The sequence below is a fragment of the Streptomyces sp. NPDC048278 genome (assembly GCF_040652195.1).
Lineage (GTDB): Bacteria > Actinomycetota > Actinomycetes > Streptomycetales > Streptomycetaceae > Streptomyces.
Genome location: NZ_JBEZLP010000041.1, coordinates 41483 through 61416, shown reverse-complemented (window position 1 = coordinate 61416; position 19934 = coordinate 41483). Strand labels below are relative to the sequence as shown.

16 protein-coding genes are annotated in these 19934 nt (G+C 72.8%); 15 read left to right on the top strand and 1 reads right to left on the bottom strand.

Annotated elements, in window-relative coordinates; all coding sequences use genetic code 11:
• The first annotated feature begins 26 nt into the window (after positions 1 to 26).
• The 11 genes from AB0D74_RS43045 to solA all read left to right on the top strand — a co-directional run bounded on the left by AB0D74_RS43045 (position 27) and on the right by solA (position 12544).
• A complete protein-coding gene (locus AB0D74_RS43045) occupies positions 27 to 1703 on the top strand; it encodes an ABC transporter substrate-binding protein (protein WP_362599641.1) in 1677 nt (558 codons plus the stop codon).
• Complete coding sequence (locus tag AB0D74_RS43040) at positions 1696 to 2655, top strand: ABC transporter permease (RefSeq protein WP_362599639.1); 960 nt, start codon at positions 1696 to 1698, stop codon at positions 2653 to 2655. Before AB0D74_RS43045 ends, AB0D74_RS43040 begins: the two co-directional genes overlap by 8 nt.
• Positions 2652 to 3731, top strand: a complete 1080-nt coding sequence (locus AB0D74_RS43035) for an ABC transporter permease (RefSeq protein ID WP_362599637.1) — start codon at positions 2652 to 2654, stop codon at positions 3729 to 3731. The genes AB0D74_RS43040 and AB0D74_RS43035 overlap by 4 nt, the downstream gene beginning before the upstream one ends.
• Positions 3732 to 3736: 5 nt before the next feature.
• Positions 3737 to 4426 carry an alpha/beta hydrolase gene (locus AB0D74_RS43030; RefSeq protein WP_362599635.1) on the top strand — a complete coding sequence of 230 codons (690 nt, stop codon included), beginning with the start codon at positions 3737 to 3739 and terminating at the stop codon, positions 4424 to 4426.
• Positions 4423 to 5442: an ABC transporter ATP-binding protein gene (locus AB0D74_RS43025; RefSeq protein ID WP_362599633.1), complete on the top strand. Its 1020-nt coding sequence runs from the start codon at positions 4423 to 4425 to the stop codon at positions 5440 to 5442. The genes AB0D74_RS43030 and AB0D74_RS43025 overlap by 4 nt, the downstream gene beginning before the upstream one ends.
• Positions 5439 to 6437 (top strand): oligopeptide/dipeptide ABC transporter ATP-binding protein, encoded by a 999-nt coding sequence (locus AB0D74_RS43020; protein ID WP_362599631.1) that lies wholly within the window; start codon positions 5439 to 5441, stop codon positions 6435 to 6437. The genes AB0D74_RS43025 and AB0D74_RS43020 overlap by 4 nt, the downstream gene beginning before the upstream one ends.
• Complete coding sequence (locus AB0D74_RS43015; protein ID WP_362599629.1) at positions 6434 to 7198, top strand: amidohydrolase family protein; 765 nt, start codon at positions 6434 to 6436, stop codon at positions 7196 to 7198. Before AB0D74_RS43020 ends, AB0D74_RS43015 begins: the two co-directional genes overlap by 4 nt.
• Positions 7195 to 7644 (top strand): cytidine deaminase, encoded by a 450-nt coding sequence (locus AB0D74_RS43010; RefSeq protein WP_362599627.1) that lies wholly within the window; start codon positions 7195 to 7197, stop codon positions 7642 to 7644. Before AB0D74_RS43015 ends, AB0D74_RS43010 begins: the two co-directional genes overlap by 4 nt.
• Positions 7645 to 7676: 32 nt before the next feature.
• On the top strand, positions 7677 to 8525 hold the full coding sequence (locus tag AB0D74_RS43005) for a creatininase family protein (protein ID WP_362599625.1): 849 nt from the start codon (positions 7677 to 7679) through the stop codon (positions 8523 to 8525).
• 126 nt (positions 8526 to 8651) lie between these two features.
• Positions 8652 to 10109: an aldehyde dehydrogenase family protein gene (locus AB0D74_RS43000; protein ID WP_362599623.1), complete on the top strand. Its 1458-nt coding sequence runs from the start codon at positions 8652 to 8654 to the stop codon at positions 10107 to 10109.
• The gene (solA, locus tag AB0D74_RS42995) at positions 10106 to 12544 is read left to right on the top strand and encodes an N-methyl-L-tryptophan oxidase (RefSeq protein ID WP_362599621.1); all 2439 of its coding nucleotides are present in this window, start codon (positions 10106 to 10108) and stop codon (positions 12542 to 12544) included. Before AB0D74_RS43000 ends, solA begins: the two co-directional genes overlap by 4 nt.
• Before the next feature lie 29 nt (positions 12545 to 12573).
• On the opposite strand, the gene AB0D74_RS42990 is transcribed toward solA, so the two are convergent.
• Positions 12574 to 13272 (bottom strand): GntR family transcriptional regulator, encoded by a 699-nt coding sequence (locus tag AB0D74_RS42990; RefSeq protein ID WP_362599619.1) that lies wholly within the window; start codon positions 13270 to 13272, stop codon positions 12574 to 12576.
• A gap of 134 nt (positions 13273 to 13406) precedes the next feature.
• Here AB0D74_RS42990 and AB0D74_RS42985 point away from each other — a divergent pair, with 134 nt between their 5' ends.
• The 4 genes from AB0D74_RS42985 to AB0D74_RS42970 all read left to right on the top strand — a co-directional run bounded on the left by AB0D74_RS42985 (position 13407) and on the right by AB0D74_RS42970 (position 19931).
• Positions 13407 to 14060, top strand: coding sequence for a cyclase family protein (locus tag AB0D74_RS42985; protein WP_362599617.1), 654 nt, complete (start codon positions 13407 to 13409; stop codon positions 14058 to 14060).
• Positions 14057 to 15814, top strand: coding sequence for a gamma-glutamyltransferase (locus tag AB0D74_RS42980; RefSeq protein WP_362599616.1), 1758 nt, complete (start codon positions 14057 to 14059; stop codon positions 15812 to 15814). Before AB0D74_RS42985 ends, AB0D74_RS42980 begins: the two co-directional genes overlap by 4 nt.
• Positions 15811 to 17766: a primary-amine oxidase gene (locus tag AB0D74_RS42975; protein WP_362599614.1), complete on the top strand. Its 1956-nt coding sequence runs from the start codon at positions 15811 to 15813 to the stop codon at positions 17764 to 17766. The genes AB0D74_RS42980 and AB0D74_RS42975 overlap by 4 nt, the downstream gene beginning before the upstream one ends.
• 812 nt (positions 17767 to 18578) lie before the next feature.
• Positions 18579 to 19931 (top strand): aromatic ring-hydroxylating dioxygenase subunit alpha, encoded by a 1353-nt coding sequence (locus tag AB0D74_RS42970; protein WP_362599612.1) that lies wholly within the window; start codon positions 18579 to 18581, stop codon positions 19929 to 19931.
• The last annotated feature ends 3 nt before the right edge of the window (positions 19932 to 19934 follow it).

Genomic DNA, 19934 nt, shown 5'->3' with positions numbered 1-19934 from the left:
TCAGGATCGGTGCCCGAGGAGGCCCCATGTCGGACCACACATCTGGATCGCCCTCGCCCGCCTCCGCGCCGGTCTCGGCGATCGCCTCGCCGGACGTCTCGCGCCGCACGATGCTCCGGGGTGCAGGCCTGCTCGGGGTGGGCGTCGGGTTCGGGCTGCCCGCCCTGCTCACCGCCTGCGGCGCCGCGGCCGACGATGCGAAAGGCGGCGGCAAGGGCGGCGGCACGCTCACCCTGGCCATCGACGCCACCAGCGCCGTCAACGACCCGACCTTCTACACGTCCCTGGGCGACTGGATGGCCGTGGACTGCATCTGCCGCGGCCTGACGTTCATCTCCTTCGAGACCAACGAGCCCACACCGGATCTGGCGGAGAAGTGGACCATATCCGATGACAAGATGACCTATACATTCACCTTGCGCAAGGGCGTCAAGTTCCACGACGGCACCACGCTCACCTCCGCCGACGTGCTCGCCAGCCTCGGCCGCCAGTTCGATCCCGAAGACAAGACCCTGCCCAAGGGCGGGACCCGGCCGCTGGCAAGCCTGGGCGCCAACGTCGCCGCGCTCACCGCTCCGGACGACCTGACCGTGAAGATGGTCCTCAAGAAGCCCGACCGGACGGTCCTCGGCAAACTCTCCGACATCGGCGGCCGTATCATCTCCAAGGCCGCGCTGGACAAGTACGGCGCGGACATCGGCAAGCACCTAGTGGGCACCGGACCGTTCGTCTTCGACTCGGCCACCGCTGGCCAGTCGATCACGCTCAAGGCGTTCGACGGCTTCCGGCTGGGCAAGCCGCCCATCGACCGGCTGGTGCTGCGTCAGGTCCAGGACCCGTCCACCATCGTCAGCTCGCTGCTCAGCGGCGACGTCTCCGCGACCCAGTTCGCCCCGTACTCCGCCGTCTCGCAGCTGCGCAAGGACAGCGCGGTGAAGGTGTACGACACCCCGCACAATGCCGACGCCATCATGATGATCGACGCCCGCCGGGTCCCCGAGCTGAAGGTGCGCAAGGCCATCAACCTGGCCATCAACCGCAAGGCCATCCTCCAGCAGGCGTTCTACGGCATTGGCGCCGAGCCCAGGGGCTACGCCATCCCGCCGGCCCAGACCGGCTACGACACCGCGCTCGCCGACCTCAGCACCCAGGACACCGCACAGGCCAAGCGGCTGGTCGAGGAGGCCGGGGCGAAGGGGCGTACCATCCGGCTCATGGCGGCCAGCGACTCCTGGCACCCCAAGGCCGCCCAGATCATCGCCCAGAACCTCACCGACGTCGGCTTCAAGGTCGCCACCACCTCCGTGGATCCGGCCACCTACTTCGGCCGGCTCCTCGACGGGAGCGACGACTACCACGACCTGATGATCTGGGAGCGCAACACCTACGTCCCCGACCCCGACGACATGGTCGGCGCGATGGCGAGCCCCACCGGTATCTACGGTTCCAAGATCTCCGGCATGGACACCCTGAAGGGCGCCGCCTCCCTCGTCGACGACCTCTACACCGCCAAGAACCTCACCGACACCAAGAAGCGCACCGCTGCCTACACGAAGATTCAGCGCAGATGGGCCGAGGAGTACATGGTCCTGTCGATGTTGGCCTGCTTCAGCAACCTGGTCGTCAGCGGCTCGGGCGTGAAGGGCATGAACACCGACGCACTGGCCAACCACCGCTGTTACATGGAGAAGGCCAGTGTCTGAGACCGGGGCCGCGGTGGACGCCGCGGCGGCCGTTCCCGCGGCCTCACCGCCGGGCTCCCCGTCGAAGTCGCCGCCGACGTTGCCACCCGGCGCGGTCCGCACGGTCCGCTGGCAGTTTCTCCCGGCGCTGCGCCGCCGTACCGTGGCGCGCTCCTGGCCCGCGCTGCTGTCCTGGCTGCTGCTGACCGCCCTGGTGCTGGTCGCCCTGTTGGGGCCGCTGTTCATTCAGGCCGATCCCCTGCGGCAGACCTCCTCGGCCCTGCTCGGGCCCGGCTCCCCGGGGCATCCGCTGGGCACGGACGACCTGGGCCGGGACGAGCTGGCCCGGCTGGTGCACGGCGCCCGGCCGCTGCTGCTGGTGTCCTTCGCGGCCACCGCGCTCGCGGCCGGCATCGGAACACTGGTCGGGCTGGTCGCCGGTTACGCGGGCGGCGTGGTGGAGTTGGTGCTGATGCGGCTGGTCGACCTGGCGCTGGCCTTCCCGTCCATCCTGCTGGTGATCCTGCTGGTGGCGGCCGCCGGCCCGGGCACAGTCAGTCTGGTCCTCGGCATCGGGGTCTCCCTCGCGCCCGGACTGGCCCGGCTGGCCCGTGCCCTGACGGCGCGTGAGGCCGCCAAGGACTACGTCGTCGCCTGCCGCCTCGGCGGCACGGGCGCGCCGCGCATCCTGGTCCGTGAGGTGCTGCCGAACATCGGCGGTCCACTACTCGCCCAGGTCGTCATGACGCTGTCGATTGCGGCCGGGTTCGCGGCGGGCCTGTCCTACCTGGGCCTGGGGATCCAGCCGCCGCAGCCGGACTGGGGATACATGGTGCAGGCCGGGCAGGAGTTCCTGTTCACCGCTCCCCGTCTGGTGGTACTGCCCGCGACACTCACCCTGCTGTTCGTCGTGGCCTGCAACTTCGTCGGCGACGACCTGCGCGACGCCCTCGACCCCAGGGGGACGGCATGAGCGCGGGCGCCCTGGTACGAGTACGGCTTCCCAGGCCCGCCTGGCTGTCGGCTGCCACCGGGATGTTCCTGCGCCGGCTCGCCGTGATCCCCGTCGTGCTCTTCGCGCTGGCCTCCCTGGTGTTCGTGGCCGTACGGCTGCTGCCGGGCTCCCCGGCGACCTCCCTCGCCGCGGGCGGCAGCACGGCCTCCGCCGCGCAGTTCAGCGCCAACGAGGAACGCGTCACCAAGGCGCTGGGCCTGGACCAGCCGCTGCTCACGCAGTACGGGCACTTCCTCGACGACCTGGTCCATCTGCGGCTGGGCACCTCGTTCTTCGGCTCCAACAACGTCCTCGGCCTGCTCGGCGACGCTCTGCCCGCGACCGTGGAACTCACCCTCGCGGCGATGACAGTCGCGGTGCTGCTCGGCGTCGTCACGGGGGTGGTCGCGGCGCTGCGCAGGGGAAGCTGGATCGACACCTCGACGCGGGCCGTCGCCACCGTCAGTTTCTCGCTGCCCTGGTTCGCGCTCGGCGTGCTGTCCATCGTGGTGTTCGGCGTGTGGCTGCGCTGGCTGCCGGTGCTGGGACGACTGCCCAGCACCCTCGACTACACCCCGACCACCGGCTTCGTGCCACTGGACGCGATCCTCCAGGACCGGCCCGAGCTGGTGTGGCCGTGGGTCCAGCACCTGATCCTGCCGGCGGTGACCCTCGCGCTGTCGATGGCCGGCTTCATCACCCGGATCGTGCGCGCCTCCGTCCTGGAGGTACTCGGCGACGACTTCGTGCGCACCGCCCGGATGAAGGGCCTCGGGGAGGGCGCAGTGGTGCGTCGGCACGTCCTGCGCAACGCCTGGCTGCCGATCGTCACCGTCCTGGGGCTCCAGTTCGGCTCCCTGCTGGGCGGATCCGTGGTCACCGAGACCGTCTTCTCCTACCCGGGTGTCGGGCGCCTGCTGGTGCAGGGAGTGCTCCAGCGCGACTACCCGGTCGTGCAGGGCGCGGCCCTCGCGATCGCCCTGCTGTTCACCCTCGTCAACCACGCGGTCGACCTGCTGTACACGGTCCTCGACCCGCGTCTGCGCAAAGGATGATCCCGATGGACATCGTGCTGGTCCACGGTGCCGGCGGACGGCCCACCACCTGGTCGGCGGTGCAGCCACTGCTCACCGCCCACGGGCACCGGCTGTTCACGGTCACCAATCCGATGACCTCCCTGGCCGACGACATCGCCGAGACCTCGGCGGTACTGGCGCACACGAACGGCCCGGTGCTGCTCGCGGGCCACTCCTACGGCGGCGCCGTCATCACGAACGTGGGGCGCGACCCACGGGTCGGCGGTCTTGTGTACATCGCCGCGTTCGGGCCGGACGAGGGCGAGACCGTCAACGGGATCGTGGAGCGCTACGAACCCGCGGAGATCTCTAAGTACATGCGGCGCGGCCCGAACGGCGAGTGGAAGTCCGAGCCCGGCCCGGAGTTCTGGGCGGAGATCGGCCCGGACCTGTCGGCCGAGCAGCGCGCGATCGTCGAGGCGGAGGGACGCAAGGCCGAGAACCTGATCTTCACCCAGGCGACCGGAGTCCCGGCCTGGCGCTCCCTGCCCAGCTGGTACCTGGTCGCCGACGACGACCGCACCCTGCGCCCGGAGATCCAGAACTTCATGGCCGAACGGATGAAGGCCACCGTCGAGCACGTGCCGGGCAGCCACTACACCACCCTGGTGTGGCCCGAGCGGGTCGCAGACCTGATCCACCGGGCCGCACAGGCCGTGGCCGGTGCCAGATGACCGCGCCCGAGGCAGTGCTCCAAGTGCATGACCTGCACGTCCAGTTCGACGTGCCAGCGGGCCGACTGCCCGCCGTGGACGGGGTGGACCTGACTCTGCGCAAGGGCGAGATCCTCGCGCTGGTCGGCGAGTCGGGGTCGGGCAAATCCGCGCTGTCGATGAGCCTGGTCGGCCTCAACCGCGGCCCCCGCACCCACATCACCGGATCCGTATCCTTCCGGGACCGGGAACTGGTGGGGGCCTCCGAGCGGGAGCTGCGCCGGGTGCGTGGCAAGGACGTGGCGGTCGTCTTCCAGGACGCGCTCGCCGCACTCAACCCTCTGCACCGGGCGGGCGCGCAGGTCGCGGAGACCATTCGCGCCCACGCCGACGTGCCGCGCGCCACCGCCGCGAGCCGTGCGGTGGAACTGCTCGGAGAGGTCGGGATCGCCGGCCCGGCGCGGGCCGCGCGCGCCTATCCGCACCAGCTCTCCGGCGGCATGCGGCAACGCGTGATGATCGCGATGGGGCTCGCCAACGACCCGGCGGTACTGATCGCCGACGAGCCGACCACTGCACTGGACGTCACCATCCAGGCGCAGGTGCTGACGCTGCTGAAGCGGGTACAGCGCGAACACGGCACGTCCGTGCTGCTGATCACCCACGACCTCGGCGTGGTCGCCGAGGTCGCCGACCGGGTCGCGGTGATGTACGCGGGCCGGATCGTGGAACAGGGCACCCGCGACGAGGTGCTGTTCGACCCCCAGCACCCGTACACGATGGGCCTGCTCGGCTCGGTGCCGCCGCTGGACGGACCGGTTCCCGAACGGCTGCCGGCGATCCCGGGCAGCCCGCCGAGCGGAGTGGAACGGCCCTCGGGCTGCGGCTTCCGGCCCCGGTGCGCCTTCGCCGACGACGGCTGCACGGAACGCCCTGAGCTCCGGCGGCGTCACGGCGGCACCACCGCCCACCTGGACGCCTGTGTGTTGCCGCAGGAGGCCCGGGCGCGGGCCCGGGCGGCGGGAGCCGACGCATGAGTGACGTGATCATGAGTGCTCGTGGGCTGCGGGTAGAGTACCCCGGCCGTGCGGGCGGCCGGGTGCGGGCGCTGCGGGACGTCGACCTCGACATCGCCCCGGGCGAGACGCTGGGCCTGGTCGGCGAGTCGGGGTGCGGCAAGTCCACGCTCGGGCGGGCGCTGCTGCGCGTCGTGGAGCCCTCGGCGGGCCGGATCGACTTCCAGGGCACCGACCTGACCCGGCTGCGGGGGCGGAGGCTGAAGCGGACCAGGGCCGAGCTCCAGATGGTGTTCCAGGACCCCTTCGGCTCGCTCAACCCGCGCCGCGCGGTCGCCGACATCGTCGCCGAGCCACTGCTGCGCTCCCGGGGCGCGAGCCGCGCCGAGGCGGAGGGCGCCGTGGCCGAACTCCTCGACCTCGTCGGGCTCGGAGCCGAGGCCGGCAGGCGCAAGCCCCATGAGTTCTCCGGCGGCCAGCGCCAGCGCATCGGCATCGCGCGGGCCCTCGCCTCCTCGCCGCAGTTCGTGGTCGCGGACGAGGCGGTCTCCGCACTGGACGTGTCGATCCAGGCCCAGGTGCTGAACCTGCTGTCGGACCTGGTACGCGACCGCGGCCTGACGATGCTGTTCATCTCCCACGACCTCGGTGTCGTACGGCACATCGCCGACCGGGTCGCCGTGATGTACCTCGGGGAGATCATCGAGATCGCCGACCGGGACACCTTCTTCGCCGGCCCCGCACACCCCTACAGCAGCGCTCTGCTGGCCAGCGTGCCCGAGCTGCGGCCCGGCCCGCCGCGTGAACGGCAGCCGCTGCAGGGCGAGTTGCCCGACCCGGCCGATCCGCCCGCGGGGTGCCTGTTCCGCACCCGCTGCCCCCGCGCCACCGACCTGTGCCGCACCGCGCACCCGGAGCTGCGCGAGATCGCCCCGGGCCGCAGCGTGCGCTGCCACCTGCCGCTCGACACCGTGCCCGCCACCGCTACCAGCACCGCCACCGAGGAGCCGCATTGATCATCGACGCCTACAACACCACCCAGGACGTGCGCGGCCGCTCCGACTACCTGACCGGTGCCCGCAAGGGCGAGGCGCCCCCGCCCTACAAGCCCTTCGAGCCGCGCCGGATCCTCGACCGGATGGACGCCGCCGGGGTGGACATGGCGATGGTGTGCTCGCTCGCCCAGCGCATCGAGAACGACTTCATCGCCTCATTGGTGGCCGCCCACCCGGACCGGTTCTTCGGCTTCGGGCAGATGCTGCCACAGGCGGACGACGCGATCGAGGAGATCGACCGGATCGCCGACGCCGGCCTGGTCGGCCTGAAACTGCACCCGAGCCTGCACGGCTACCACGTGGCCGACCACGGCCTGCTGGACCCGGTGTTCGAGGCCTGTGCCAGGCGCGGACTGATGGTCCTGGTCAACGCGCTGGACGACGCCTTCTGCGCGCCGCTCGCCATCGAGGAGATCGCCCGCGACCACCCTGCGGTGCCGACGATCATCGCGCACATGGGCGCCGTGTGGAACGTGCCCGAGGCGATCATCGTGGCCGAACGGCAGCCGCACGTCTATCTGGAGACGTCCGCGACGCTGATGAGCGACGTGAAGCGGGCCTACGCCCGGCTCGGGCCCCGGCAGATCCTGATGGGCAGCGAGTGGCCCGGCTCCGACTTCGACCTGGAGCGCATGAAGATCGCCAAGGCGGTCGAGGACGAGAAGGACCGGGCGCTGATCGAGGGCGGCAACATGGCCCGTCTGCTGGGGCTGGACGCATGAGCGCCGCACCCGTCACCGTCCCGCCGGAGATGAGCGCGGACGACGCCGAACTGCTCACCGTGGCACAGGCGTTGCTGGATCGCGTGTGGCAGCGGGACCGGCACGAGGTAGCCACCGCGCTGCGCACCGCGGACGGCCGTATCCACACCGGCGTCCATGTCGAGGGCTCCTGTCGGCGCAGTTCCATCTGCGCCGAGGGGGTCGCCCTGGGCACCGCGCGGGGCGCGCTCGCACCCGGTACGCCACTCGCGGTCACGTCGGTGGTGTCGGTGCAGATCAAACCCGCGGGACGGTTCAGGATCATCGCGCCGTGCGGGGTGTGCCGCGAACTCATCAGCGACTACGGCCCGGACACGGTCGTGTGGATCACGACCGTCGACGACGACCGGCCGGTCCCGGTGCGTGCCCTGGACCTGCTGCCGGAGAAGAGCCGACGCCGCTGGTGACCGCCCGCAACCCCACTGAGGAAAGGAGAGTCATGCCCTCCGTCATCACCGGGCCGCAGGGCCTGCGTGTGCCCACCGGACTCGACGTGCCCGCGCTCGCCACCCAACTCGGCGGCACCGGCACGCCGTTGCCGTGGGAGGAACTGACCTGGCCGGACGCCGAGACCACCGTCGCCGGACGGGACGCGGTCATCATCCCGGTCGGCGCCACCGAACAGCACGGCCCGCATCTGCCGCTCGCCGTGGACACCGTGATCTGCGAGGCGGTCGCCCTGGGCGTCTCCGCGCTGACGGGTGTACCGGTGCTGCCCCCGCTGAGCTTCGGGGTGTCCGCCTCGCACGGCGGCTTCGCCGGGACGGTGGCGCTGCGCCCCGAGACCCTGATCGCCGTCGTGGAGGACGTGATCGACTCGCTGTACGACAGCGGGGTGAGGCAGTTCGTCCTGCTGAACGGCCACATTTGGAACAACGGCGCGCTTGACGTGTCCGCAGAGAAACTGAGAGTACGTCACAAGAACGCCCGGGTGCGGGCATTGGGGTACGTGACCATGTACCCGGGGCCGGAGGTCGACGGCCATGTCACTTACGGCCGCGCGCTGATGCACGCCAACTACTTCGAGACGTCGGTGATGCTGCACCTCGCACCCGACCTGGTGCGCATGGAGCGGGCCACCTCGCACGTCGACGTCGACTCCTTCTGGGACTACCGCATGGACCAGGTCAGCGAGACCGGGGTGTGGGGCAGGGATGTCACCGAGGCGAACGCGGCACACGGCCGCGCGGAGTTCGACCGCTGTGTGCTCACCACCGCCCGCGCGGTCTCGACGGCCGTACGCGAACCCTGGCCGAGCGCGGTCCACCGGCCAGGCGGCCCGGCCTGACCCCGGGCCCGGCCCGGCACTCCGGCCCTGCCCCGGACGACTGCCCCACCGCCGCCCGTCCCTCTGCCCAGGCCCCTGCCGGCCGGGACACGGCCGGGCGGCGGTACGAACGACGAGGAGAACACCTTGGACCCCAGCATCACCCTTCCCCGGCTGCCGGAGTGTGAGCCCATGCTCATCGGTGGCGAGTGGACCACGGGGGTCTCGACGCGGCGGATCGCGGTCCTCGACCCGGCCACCGGGAAACAGCTGACCAGCGTCGCCGGCGCAGGCGAGGCGGACGCGGACGCCGCGGTGTCCGCCGCGGCCGCCGCGCACCGCGACGGGCGCTGGCGGAACCTGCCGCCCCGGCGGCGCCGGGACGTGCTGCTACGGCTCGCAGACCTGGTGGAGCGGGATGCTGAGGCGCTGGCGGTCCTGGACACCCTGGACAACGGCAAGGCCATCGAGCGCGCCCGCGGCGACGTCGAGTTGGGGCTCCAGGCCGTCCGGCACTTCGCGGGTACGCCCACCCGGCTCACCGGTACTGTCCACCCGGCCGGACCCGGTCGGCACGTATACAGCGTGCGGGAGCCAGTGGGCGTGGTGGCCGCCGTGCTGCCCTGGAACTTCCCCTTCATGATCGCCGCCTGGAAGCTCGCCCCGGCCCTGGCCGCGGGCTGCACGGTGGTGGTCAAGCCCGCCGAGCAGACCCCGCTGACCGCGCTGCGGCTGGCCGCGCTGTGCCTGGAGGCGGGCGTGCCCGAGGGCGTCGTCAACGTGCTGACCGGCGACGGGCGCACCGGGGCAGAATTGGTCGCGCACCCGGGAGTCACCAAGGTCTCGTTCACGGGATCCACGGACGTCGGGCGGCTGATCATGGCCGCAGCTGCGTCCTCGGTCAAACGGCTCACCCTCGAACTGGGCGGCAAGTCCGCCAACATCGTGTTCGCCGACGCCGACCTGGACGCCGCCGTACCGGCCGCCGTACGCGCGGTGTTCGGGCACTCCGGGCAGATGTGCACGGCGGGCAGCAGACTGCTGGTGCAGCGCTCGGTGCTCGATGAGTTCCTCGACCGGATGCTGCCGGCCGTGGAAGCCCTCAAGATCGGCCCTGGCCTGACCGGCGGGATCAACATCGGCCCGCTCGTGTCGCAGGAGCAGTTCGACCGCGTCACCGGCTACCTGGAACTCGGCCGTGCCGAGGGCGCTCAGGTCGCCACGGGCGGCGAACCGCTGCCCGGGCCCGGCTGGTTCGTGCGGCCCACGGTGTTCACCGAGGTCACACCGGGCATGCGGATCGCCCGGGAGGAGATCTTCGGTCCGGTCGCCGCCGTCCTGCCCTTCGACACCGAGGAGGAGGCGATCGCGCTCGCCAACGACAGCGACTACGGGCTCGCGGCGGGCGTGTGGACCACCGACCTCGGCCGCGCGCACCGCGCGGCGGCGGCGCTTCAGGCGGGCACCGTGTGGGTGAACACCTACAACGAGTTCGACCCCGCCGTGGCGTTCGGCGGCACCAAGCAGTCCGGGCTGGGCAGGGACCTCGGCGACGCGGCCGTCGACGGGTTCACCGAGCTCAAGAGCATCACGATCGCACTGTGAACGCCTCCGTGACAGCCGCCTCGCCCACCCCCACCGCCGCCCTCGACGTGGCCGTCGAGCGGGCCCGTACCCCCGGCTGCGCCACCGGTCACCACTTCAACGCCGCCGGTGCCGCCCTGCCGGCCACCGACACGGTCGACGCGGTCATCGCTCACCTGCGCGCCGAGGGCCTGTACGGCGGTTACGAGGCCGCCAAGCTCGCCGCCGACGACCTGGCCGCCGTCTACGCGCACACCGCGACCCTTCTCGGGGTCGACGCCGACGAGGTCGCGCTGGTCGAGAGCGCCACCGCGGGCTGGCAGCGCATCGTCTCGGCGCTCCGGCTGCGGCCCGGCGACCGGGTGCTGGCCGCCCGCTCCAGCTACGTCAGCAGCGCCCTGCACCTGCTGGCCGCCGAGCGCGACACCGGCGTCCGCATCGAGGTACTACCCAACGGCCCCGACGGGGCGACGGATCTGGCGGCCCTGGAACGGGCACTGTGCGCCGGCCCGGCTGCCCTGATCACCGCGGCGCATGTACCGACCTCCTCCGGGCTCGTCGAACCGGCCGCCGGAATCGGCTCGCTGGCCGCCGCCCACGGGGTCCCGTTCCTGCTCGACGCCACCCAGTCGCTGGGCCAGCTGCCGGTCGACATGGCCGCTCTCGGCTGCGATCTGCTGATCGGCACCGGACGCAAGTTCCTGCGCGCCCCGCGCGGCACCGGTCTGCTCGCCGTGCGCCGCCCCCTGCTGGACACCCTCGTCCCGCAGGCCCCGGATGTGCGCGGGGCCCGCTGGACGGCCGAGCGGAGCTGGGAACTGGCCCCGGACGCACGGCGGTTCGAGCTGTGGGAGGCTGCTCACGCGCTGCGCCTCGGCCTGGGATCGGCCCTGGCCGACCTGCACACGCTCGGCCCCGATGGCGTCTTCGCGCACCTGGCAGCGCTCGCGGCGACGCTGCGTGCGCGACTCGGCGCGCTCCCCGGCGTACGGGTCACCGATCCGCCCGCGGCCGGCGGCGCCATCGTCACTTTCGTCGTGGACGGCCTCGACGCGGGCGAGGTGCAGCGACGACTGGCCCTGCGGCGGGTCCACCTGATCGCGGTGCCGGCCGACCACGGCCGCTGGGACATGGACCCGCGCGGTCTTGCGAAGGTGGTACGCGCCTCGGTGCACGTCTACACCGACGAAGGCGACCTGGACGCCCTGGTCGAGGCCGTGGCCGAGATCGCGTCAGGCACACGCGGTACTGGGCCGACGGTACCGACATCGACATCGGAGCCGCCGTCAGCACCCGTACCGTCAACGGCTCCGGCGGGCTCCCCGGCGACCGTGCCGGCGGGACGCCCCGCCGTGCACCGTCACGACGTGGTGGTGGTCGGCCTCGGTGTGCACGGCAGCGCGGCGCTGCGGCAGCTGGCCGAGCGCGGGCTCGACGCGCTGGGGCTCGAACAGTTCGCGCTGGGGCACGACCTGGGTTCCTCGCACGGCGCCACCCGGATGATCCGCCGTGCCTACCCGCACCCCGACTGGGACGGCCTGGTCGACACCGCCTACCGTGCCTGGGCCGAGCTGGAGGAGGCGTCGAAGACCCGGCTGATCGAGGTCACCGGAGGTCTGTACGCCGCGCCGCAGGACCGGCCCGATCCCCTGCGGGGCCCCGGCTGCCGGGACGTCGGCCCCGAGGAAGCGCGCCGAATCTTCCCGGGACTGCGGCTGCCCGAGGGATTCACGGCCGTCCACGACCCGGCCGCCGGGATCATCGACGCCCGCGAGACCCTGCGCGCCCAGCTCGCCCTCGCCGAACGCGCCGGAGCCCGGATCGCCGACCGTACACCCGTCATCGGCTGGTCCCCGGAAGCCGACGGGGTCGTCGTCCGCACGGCGGCCGGCGAGGTCCACGCCCGTCGGCTGGTGCTGTGCGCCGGCCCCTGGACCGCAGCCCAACTCCCCACACTGCAACCACATCTGACGGTCACCCGGATCGTGAACGCCTACTTCGCCGCCGACCCCGCCGGGCCGTTGGGACGGGGCGGGCTGGGGAGTTTCTCCGTCGACCTGCCGGAAGGGCTGCTGTACGGCTTTCCGGCCGCCGACGGCCGGGGCCTGAAGGCGGGGCTCGACTCGGGTCCGGCGTGGGACCCGGAGGCCGCCAGACCCGCCGCGACCGAGGCCGAACTCGCCCTGCTCGCGGGCGCGGTGGCGCGGGTGCTGCCCGGCGCGGGCCCGGTGACCGAGAGCCTGACGTGCCTGTACACGATGACCGCGGACCGGCGCTTCCTGGTCGGCGAGGTGCCCGGTGTGCCGCAGGCCCTGGTGGCCTCCGCATGTTCCGGGCACGGCTTCAAGTTCGGTCCGGCGATCGGTGCCGCCCTGGCCGACCTGGTGTGCGAACTCCCGCGTCCGGACCTGGGTTTCCTGTCCCCGGCCCGGTTGGCGCCCGGCGGTGCCCGGTGAGGGCCGGCACCGGGGCGCCCGGGGGCTGCTCAGCCGCTGAACACGGTCCGGGAACGTCGTTCGTACCAGGCCGTCAGGTGTTCGCCGGCGCTGATGACGTGCTCCCGCATCGCCTCCTGCGCCCGGTCGGCGTCCCGGTCGGCCAACGCGGCCACGATGGCATTGTGCTGACGGACGTTCAGCTGCCGGTGACGTTCGTCGCCTGCCAGGGCCAGCGAGGACACGTTGCGCGGGAAGCTCTCGTTGATCCGGTCGATCATGCGGCTGAGCCAGGGGTTGTCGGCCGCCACACAGACCACGGTGTGGAAGCAGTCGTTGGCCTCCGTCGTGGCGAGCGGTCCCTCCGGCCGGGCAGCGGTGCCCTCCGCCGCCGCGCGCAGCACGTCGTTGTGGCGGCGCAGTTCGGCGAGCTGGCTGTCGGTGATCCGGGCGGCGGCGCGCCGGGCGGCCAGGGCCTCCAGCTCCGCGCGCACCTCGTACGCCTGCCGCACCTCCCACGGAGCCGGCACCCGCACCACCGCGCCGCGGTGCGGCTGCATCTCGATCAGCCCGCCGTGCTGCAACTGGCGCAGCGCCTCACGCACCGGGGTACGGCTCACGCCGAACTCGGCAGCCAGCGCCGCCTGGCGCAGCGGTTTCCCGATGGGCAGCTCGCCGTTCATGATCCGCGTGCGGATGCGGGCGGCGATGTCGTCGACGAGGGCGCCTTCGTCGGTCTGGGACGTCATCGGAGTGGGTCTCACCCTTCTCGGGGGCTGGTGGGGGCCGCGCGGTGGTGGAGCAGTCTGCCACGCCGTCGCCTAGCACCATCCATCGACATTGGATCCATTCACAGAGTAACCGCATCCAATAGGAGCCTGTCATGAACCTGGACGTCACCAAGGCGATCGACGTCTCCGTGCCGATCCACCCCGGCATGCTGCACTGGGGCCGCAGGCCCGAGGTGGAGGTCGTCGAGTCGCGTACCGCGGGTGATGCGTCGAACGTCAGCCGCTGGCGCATAGGTGCCCACACCGGCACGCACATCGATGCCCCGGCCCACTTCGTGGACGGCGGCAAGACCGTCGACCGGCTCGACCTGTCGGCCCTGAACGGGACCGCCCGGGTGCTCGACCTCACCCATGTCAAGGAGCAGATCACCGCCGCCGACCTCGACGCGGCGGGGCTCGGCACCGAGGAACGGGTGCTGTTGCGCACCAGCAACTCGCAGGGCGTGCTGCGCAGCCCGTGGAAGGCACGGCAGTGGGTCGGTCTGGCCCCGGACGGCGCGGAGCGGCTGATCGAGGCGGGGGTGCGCACGGCCGGCATCGACTACCTCAGCATCGAGGCCGTCGCCTACACCACGCACTGGGAGACGCACCAACTGCTCTGCGGTGCGGACGTGCTGATCCTCGAAGTGGTCGACCTGCTGCACGCCCCGGCCGGTGTCTACGACATGCTGTCGCTGCCCGTGCCGCTCCAGGGCGCCGAGGCAGCCCCCTCCCGCACCCTGCTGCTGCCCCGGGACGAGACGTGAGCCCCGGCCACGGGCTGGTCCTCGCGGCTCCGCACCCGGCAGCACTGGACGCGGCCGGACGGTCGGCCCGGCGGGGCGGCAACGCCGTCGACGCGGCGCTGGCCGCTGCCGCCGCGCTGACCGTCGTCTACCCCCACCAGTGTTCCCTGGGCGGCGACCTGATCGCCCTGGTGCACACACCCGACGGCACCGTGCGGGCGGTCCTCTCGGTCGGCGCGGCGGCCCGGGACGTGGACGTCACGGCGCTGCGTGCGGCGGACCGGCGCATGCCGGCGCAGGGACCGCAGACTGTGACCGTACCCGGCGTGGTGGCGGGCTGGGCGGCGCTGGCGGCGGCGCACGGCACACCGGGCGCACTGCCCGCCGCGCTGCGGGACGCCGCCGGCCTCGCCCGGCAGGGGGCCGCAGTCTCCGCCGGGCTGGCCCGCGCCGTACACGAGCGCGCGGCGCAGGTCGCGGCCGACCCGGGCCTGTCCGCTCTGCTGACCGGTCCCGGCGGCCGCCCGGTGGGCAAGGGCGACCCGCTCCCGCAGCCGCGCCTGGCGCAGGTCCTCGACCAACTCGCCGAGGACCCCATGTCGTTCTACCAAGGCCCGGTCGCCCAGGCTCTCGCCGCCGGTCTGCGCCGCCTCGGAAGCCCGCTCACCGCCGCCGACCTGGCCGCCCACGAAGCAGAGTCCGCCGAGCCGTTGAACGTCGAGGTGGCGGGCGTCACCTGGTGGGCCGCTCCGCCCCCCAGCCAGGGAGCCGTACTGCCCGCGCTGCTCAGGACGGCGGCGGACACGGCGGACCTGCCGGAACCGGAGCGCACCCTTCTGCTCGCCGCCCGCTCCCAGGACGCCTCGGCCGCCCGGGACCGGCTGCTCGGCGACCCGCACGGGCAACCACTCGATCTGGCGGGCCTGCTGGATCCGGCGCCGCTGGCCGGCGCAGCCCCGCCCGAGCCGCCGTTCCGGCCGTCCGGGGACACCGTCGCGGTGACGGCCGTGGACTCCTCGGGCCTGGCCGTGTCGCTGATCCAGAGCATCTACCAGACCTTCGGTTCGGGCCTGTGCGAGCCGGACACCGGCATCGTGCTGCACAACCGGGGCTCGGCGTTCAGCCTGGAACCCGGCCACCCCGGCATGCTGCGACCCGGCGCGAGGCCGCCGCACACGCTGTGCCCGGTGATCGGCCGCTCCGGCGCGCTGCTGCTGGCGGCGGGCTGTCAGGGCGGCCGGGCCCAGCCGCAGATCCTCGCTCAGACCCTGCCCCGGCTCGCCGACCCCGCCGCCGATCCCACCGCCGTCCTGGCGAGTCCGCGCTGGGTGACCGGCGCCCGCGACATCGGCTTCGAGGAGCCGACCTTGCTCGCCGAGCCGGGAGCACTCCCGACGCCGACGGACACTCCGCTCCTGGGGCTTCCGGTCGTCGTCACCGCCGGGCCCACAGATCTGGCCGGCCACACCCAGGTGGCGCGGCTGGCCCGGGACGGACGTCTGGACGGAGCCTCCGACCCACGCGCCGACGGCGGCACCGTACGGCACACCCCCGGCACCGGGCCGGGCGGCGCAGACCGCCGTACCGGCGTGTCCCCGGACGCTCCGGCCGTGACCCGCCACGACCGTGCCGACGTATCCCCGGAGGCCCTGACGACAGCCCACCACGACCGCACCGGCACAAGCCCCAACCACCCGACCACAACCGACCACGACTGCACCGAGGCCCCTGCGCCCGCCATCACCCGCACGCCCCCGGAAGGACAGCGCCCATGAGCACCCTCGCCCCCCGGCCCGCCGCCGCACCGGCACCGCACCCGCTGGACCCGCTGACGGCTGCTGAACTCGCCATCGCCGTCAAGGTGTTGAAGGCGGATCCCAGAGTCACGGAGGACGCCCGGTTCTGGGGCGTGGCCCTTGACGAGCATCATGCGCGTACGGCCGGGCCGGACGAGCCACGGCGGGCCCGCGCCGTGGTGATCTGTCCCTCGGCCCGTCTCGCCTACGAGGTCGCCCTCGAACTCGGCGAGAAGCCGCAGCCGACGGCCTGGCGCGAGCTGGACGTGCGCAGCCCGGGCTGCTCCTCGGAGGAGGCCCGGCAGGCCGCCGCCGCGTGCCGGGCGGACCCGCGGTTCCGGGCGGCGCTGGCGCTGCGCGGCATCCACGACGTGTCGCTGGTGATGGTCGACCCGGAGTCGATCGGCGGCTTCGAGCCGCCCGCGTACCCGGGCCGCCGCCTGACCTGGGGCAGCGTCTGGCACCGCGAGTCCGAGGACGACAACGGCTACGCCCGGCCCGTGCAGGGCGTCGTACCGATCATCGACATGGAGTCGATGGAGGTGCTGCACATCGAGGACCACGGGATCGTCCCGCTGTCGGGGGAGTCCGGGGTGTTCGCGGCGGGAACCGTGCCGGGGCGCGCGGGGCTGCGGCCTCTGGAGGTGGTCCAGCCCGACGGGCCGAGCTTCACCGTGACCGGGCAGCGGGTGGACTGGCAGGGCTGGTCGGTGCGGGTCGGCTTCTCCCACCGCGAGGGCCTGGTCCTGCACGACCTGTCCTTCGACGCGGGCGGCAAGGGGCCGCGCACGGTGATCCGCCGGGCCGCCGTCAACGAGATGTACGTGCCGTACTTCGACACCGCCTCCACCCAGTACCGCAAGAACTTCTTCGACTGGGGCGAGTACGGCGCCGGCCCGCTCACCAACTCCCTCGCCCTCGGCTGCGACTGCCTCGGCGTCATCCACTACTTCGACGCGGCCGTCCTCGGCGGCGACGGCGTGCCCCGGATCATCCCCAACGCGATCTGCATGCACGAGGAGGACGACGGGATCCTCTGGAAGCACCACGACGGCCGCACCGGCCGTACGGAGGTGCGCCGTTCCCGCCGCCTGATCATCTCGGCGTTCGCCACGGTCGCCAACTACGACTACGGCTTCTACTGGTCCCTGTACCAGGACGGCTCGGTCATGCTGGAGATCAAGATGACCGGCATCCTGTCCGCGACCGGTGTCACGGAGGACGAGGAGACGCCCTACGCCCGGCGGGTCGCCCCGAACGTGGCCGTCACCAACCACCAGCACTTCTTCGCCGTACGACTGGACATGGCCGTCGACGGGACGGCGAACCGGCTGGTCGAGGTGACCGCCGAACACGAGAGCGACCCCGCGCTCGACCCCTACGGCAACGCGGCGCGGACCGTGCTGCGGCCGGTCCTGCGGGAGTCGGAGGCCGGGCGGACCACCGACCCCTCCCGGGCCCTGCACTGGCGGGTGGAGAACACCGAGGCCCGCAACCGGATGGGCGAGCCGACCGCCTACCGCGTGCACGTGGAGAACACCGCGGTGCTGCCGGTCCGGCCGGACAGCGTGTGCGCGCGACGGGCGCCGTTCGTGGCGAAACAACTGTGGGCCACGGAGTACGACCCCGAGCGGCGGTTCGTCGCGGGGGAGTATCCCAACCAGGCCGAACCCGGCGCGGACGGGGTCCACCGCTGGCAGCAGGAGGACCGCTCGCTGGACGGCACGGAACTGGTGCTGTGGGCAACGGTCGGCTCGCACCACTTCCCGCGCCCCGAGGAGTGGCCGGTGATGCCGGTGGCCCGCGCCCGGCTGCGCCTGGAGCCCGACGGCTTCTTCGACCGCAACCCCGCCCTGGACGTGCCCGCCCCGGTCTCCTGCCACGCGCCGGCCCCCGAGGCGGACGCCGACGGCGACCACTGCTGCGGATGACGGCCGGGGACCGGCCGCGCGCGGGGTGCCCGCCGCCCGGCGGCGTGCGGTGGCGGCGATGACCGGCACCGGCGCACTGACGGGCGCCGGCCACATCGGCCATGCCGGTGCCGGCGGTCATGCGGCGCACGCTTCGCAGGGAGCAGCCGCCCTCGGACTGCTCGGCGCGGCCCTGGCCTGCACGCTGGCGTTCGCCTGGCCCGCGCTGCGGGTCACGCTGGCCCCCGAGGCGCGGCGGCTCACCGGGCGTTCGACGCTCGCCGCGACCGCGGCCGCCTGCACGCTGGGCGTACCGCTCGCGCTGACGCGGGCGCCGGCCGCCGTGGACGCCCATGTGTGGGCGATGATCCGCTTCGAACTGCTGGCGCTCCTCGGCCCTGCGCTGCTCGTCCACGCGGTCCGCTCGACCGGACCGGCGGCGCAGAGGCGGTACCGGGGGACGTCTCTGGGGGCGGTCATGTGGACGGTGTCGGCGTACGTCTGGCACCTGCCCCCACTGCACATGCTGGACGGCCCGGAAGCCGAGGCCGCGCGGTCGTTCACCTGGGTGGCGGCGGGACTCCTGCTGTGCCGCCCCGTGCCGGCCCGCCCGGGGCCGTTCCTGGTGGCGCATCTCGCTGTGCTGCCGCTGGCGGCGCTGATGGCGGTCAGCGGGCAGGGCGGGGCCGGCCTGCTGATGGCGGCCGTGGACATGGCCATGGTCGGGTGCCTGCTCGGCGTCCGTTACACCGGCGTAAATATTGGATCCAATCTATGGCTATATGGATCCTCTCTTCGTTACGGTCTGCGTGACCGGGACAGAAAGGCGTCAGATGCGCGAGGAAGAGAACGTGCGGCTCACCAGGACCGGTCCGGGCACGCCCGCCGGGGACTGGATGCGCCGCTACTGGCAGCCCGTCGCCCTGAGCGAGGAACTCGACGGCGCCCGGCCTTTGGTGGCCCCGAAGGTGCTGGGGCAGGACCTGGTCCTGTTCCGGGACGGGGACGGTGAACTCGGCCTGGTGGACCGGGGCTGTCCGCACCGGGGAGCCGATCTGGCGCTCGGCCGGCTGGAGGACGGCGGACTGCGCTGCTGCTTCCACGGCTGGCTCTTCGGCCGGGACGGCGCCTGCCTGGACACCCCGGCCGAGCCGGCCGGCGGCGGCCTCACCGGCCGGGTCCGGCTGGGCAGTTACCCGGTCCGCGAGGTCAACGGGGTGATCTGGGGCTACCTCGGCCCCGGCGAGCCGCCCGAACTGCCCGCCCTGGACTGCTTCGAGGCCCCCGCCGGGCACACGTTCGCCTGGAAGGGCCTGCTGGAGTGCAACTGGCTCCAGGCCCTGGAGGTCGGCATCGACCCCGCGCACGCCTCCTACCTGCACCGCTTCTTCCAGGACGAGGATCCCTCGGAGAGCTACGGCAAGCAGTTCCGGGCCGCCTCGCAGGGCACCGACCTGCCGATGACCAAGATCCTGCGCGAGTACGGCCGCCCCGACATCGACGCCGTCCGCACCCCCTACGGCATCCGGATCACGGCGCTGCGGACGCTCGACGGCACCGACACCGAGGGCCGCCCGATGGACGGCAGCCGCACCCATGTCCGCGTCACCCACCAGGTCTTCCCGCACGGGTTCCACATCCCGCTCGATGCCGAGACGGCCATCACCCAGTGGCACGTGCCGATCGACGACACCTCCTGCTACTGGTACGCCCAGTTCACCAGCGTCGGCGGTCCGGTCGACCGGGCGGAGATGCGCCGCCAGCGCGTGGACGCCGTCACCCTGCCCGACTACCGCCCGCGCTTCGGCCGTTCCAACGGCTACGGCTACGACCCCGCCGAGCAGCTCACCACCACGTACACCGGCCTCGGCACCGACATCAACGTGCACGACCAGTGGGCGGTCGAGGGCCAGGGCGCGATCCAGGACCGCACCCGCGAACACCTGGGCCGCTCCGACAAGGCGATCGTCATGTACCGGCGGATGCTGGGCGAGGCGATATCGGCCGTCGGGCGCGGCGAGGACCCGCCGCTGGTGCTGCCCGCCGACCGCGCGGCCGAAGTGCGCGGTCCCGTCACGCTCGACGGCATCGGCCCCACCGAGGGATGGGCGGAGCACTGGGCGGCCGTCACCGCGAAACAGCGGGCGGAGAGCGGCTGGGCCCGGCCGGCCGGAACGGACGGCTGAGCG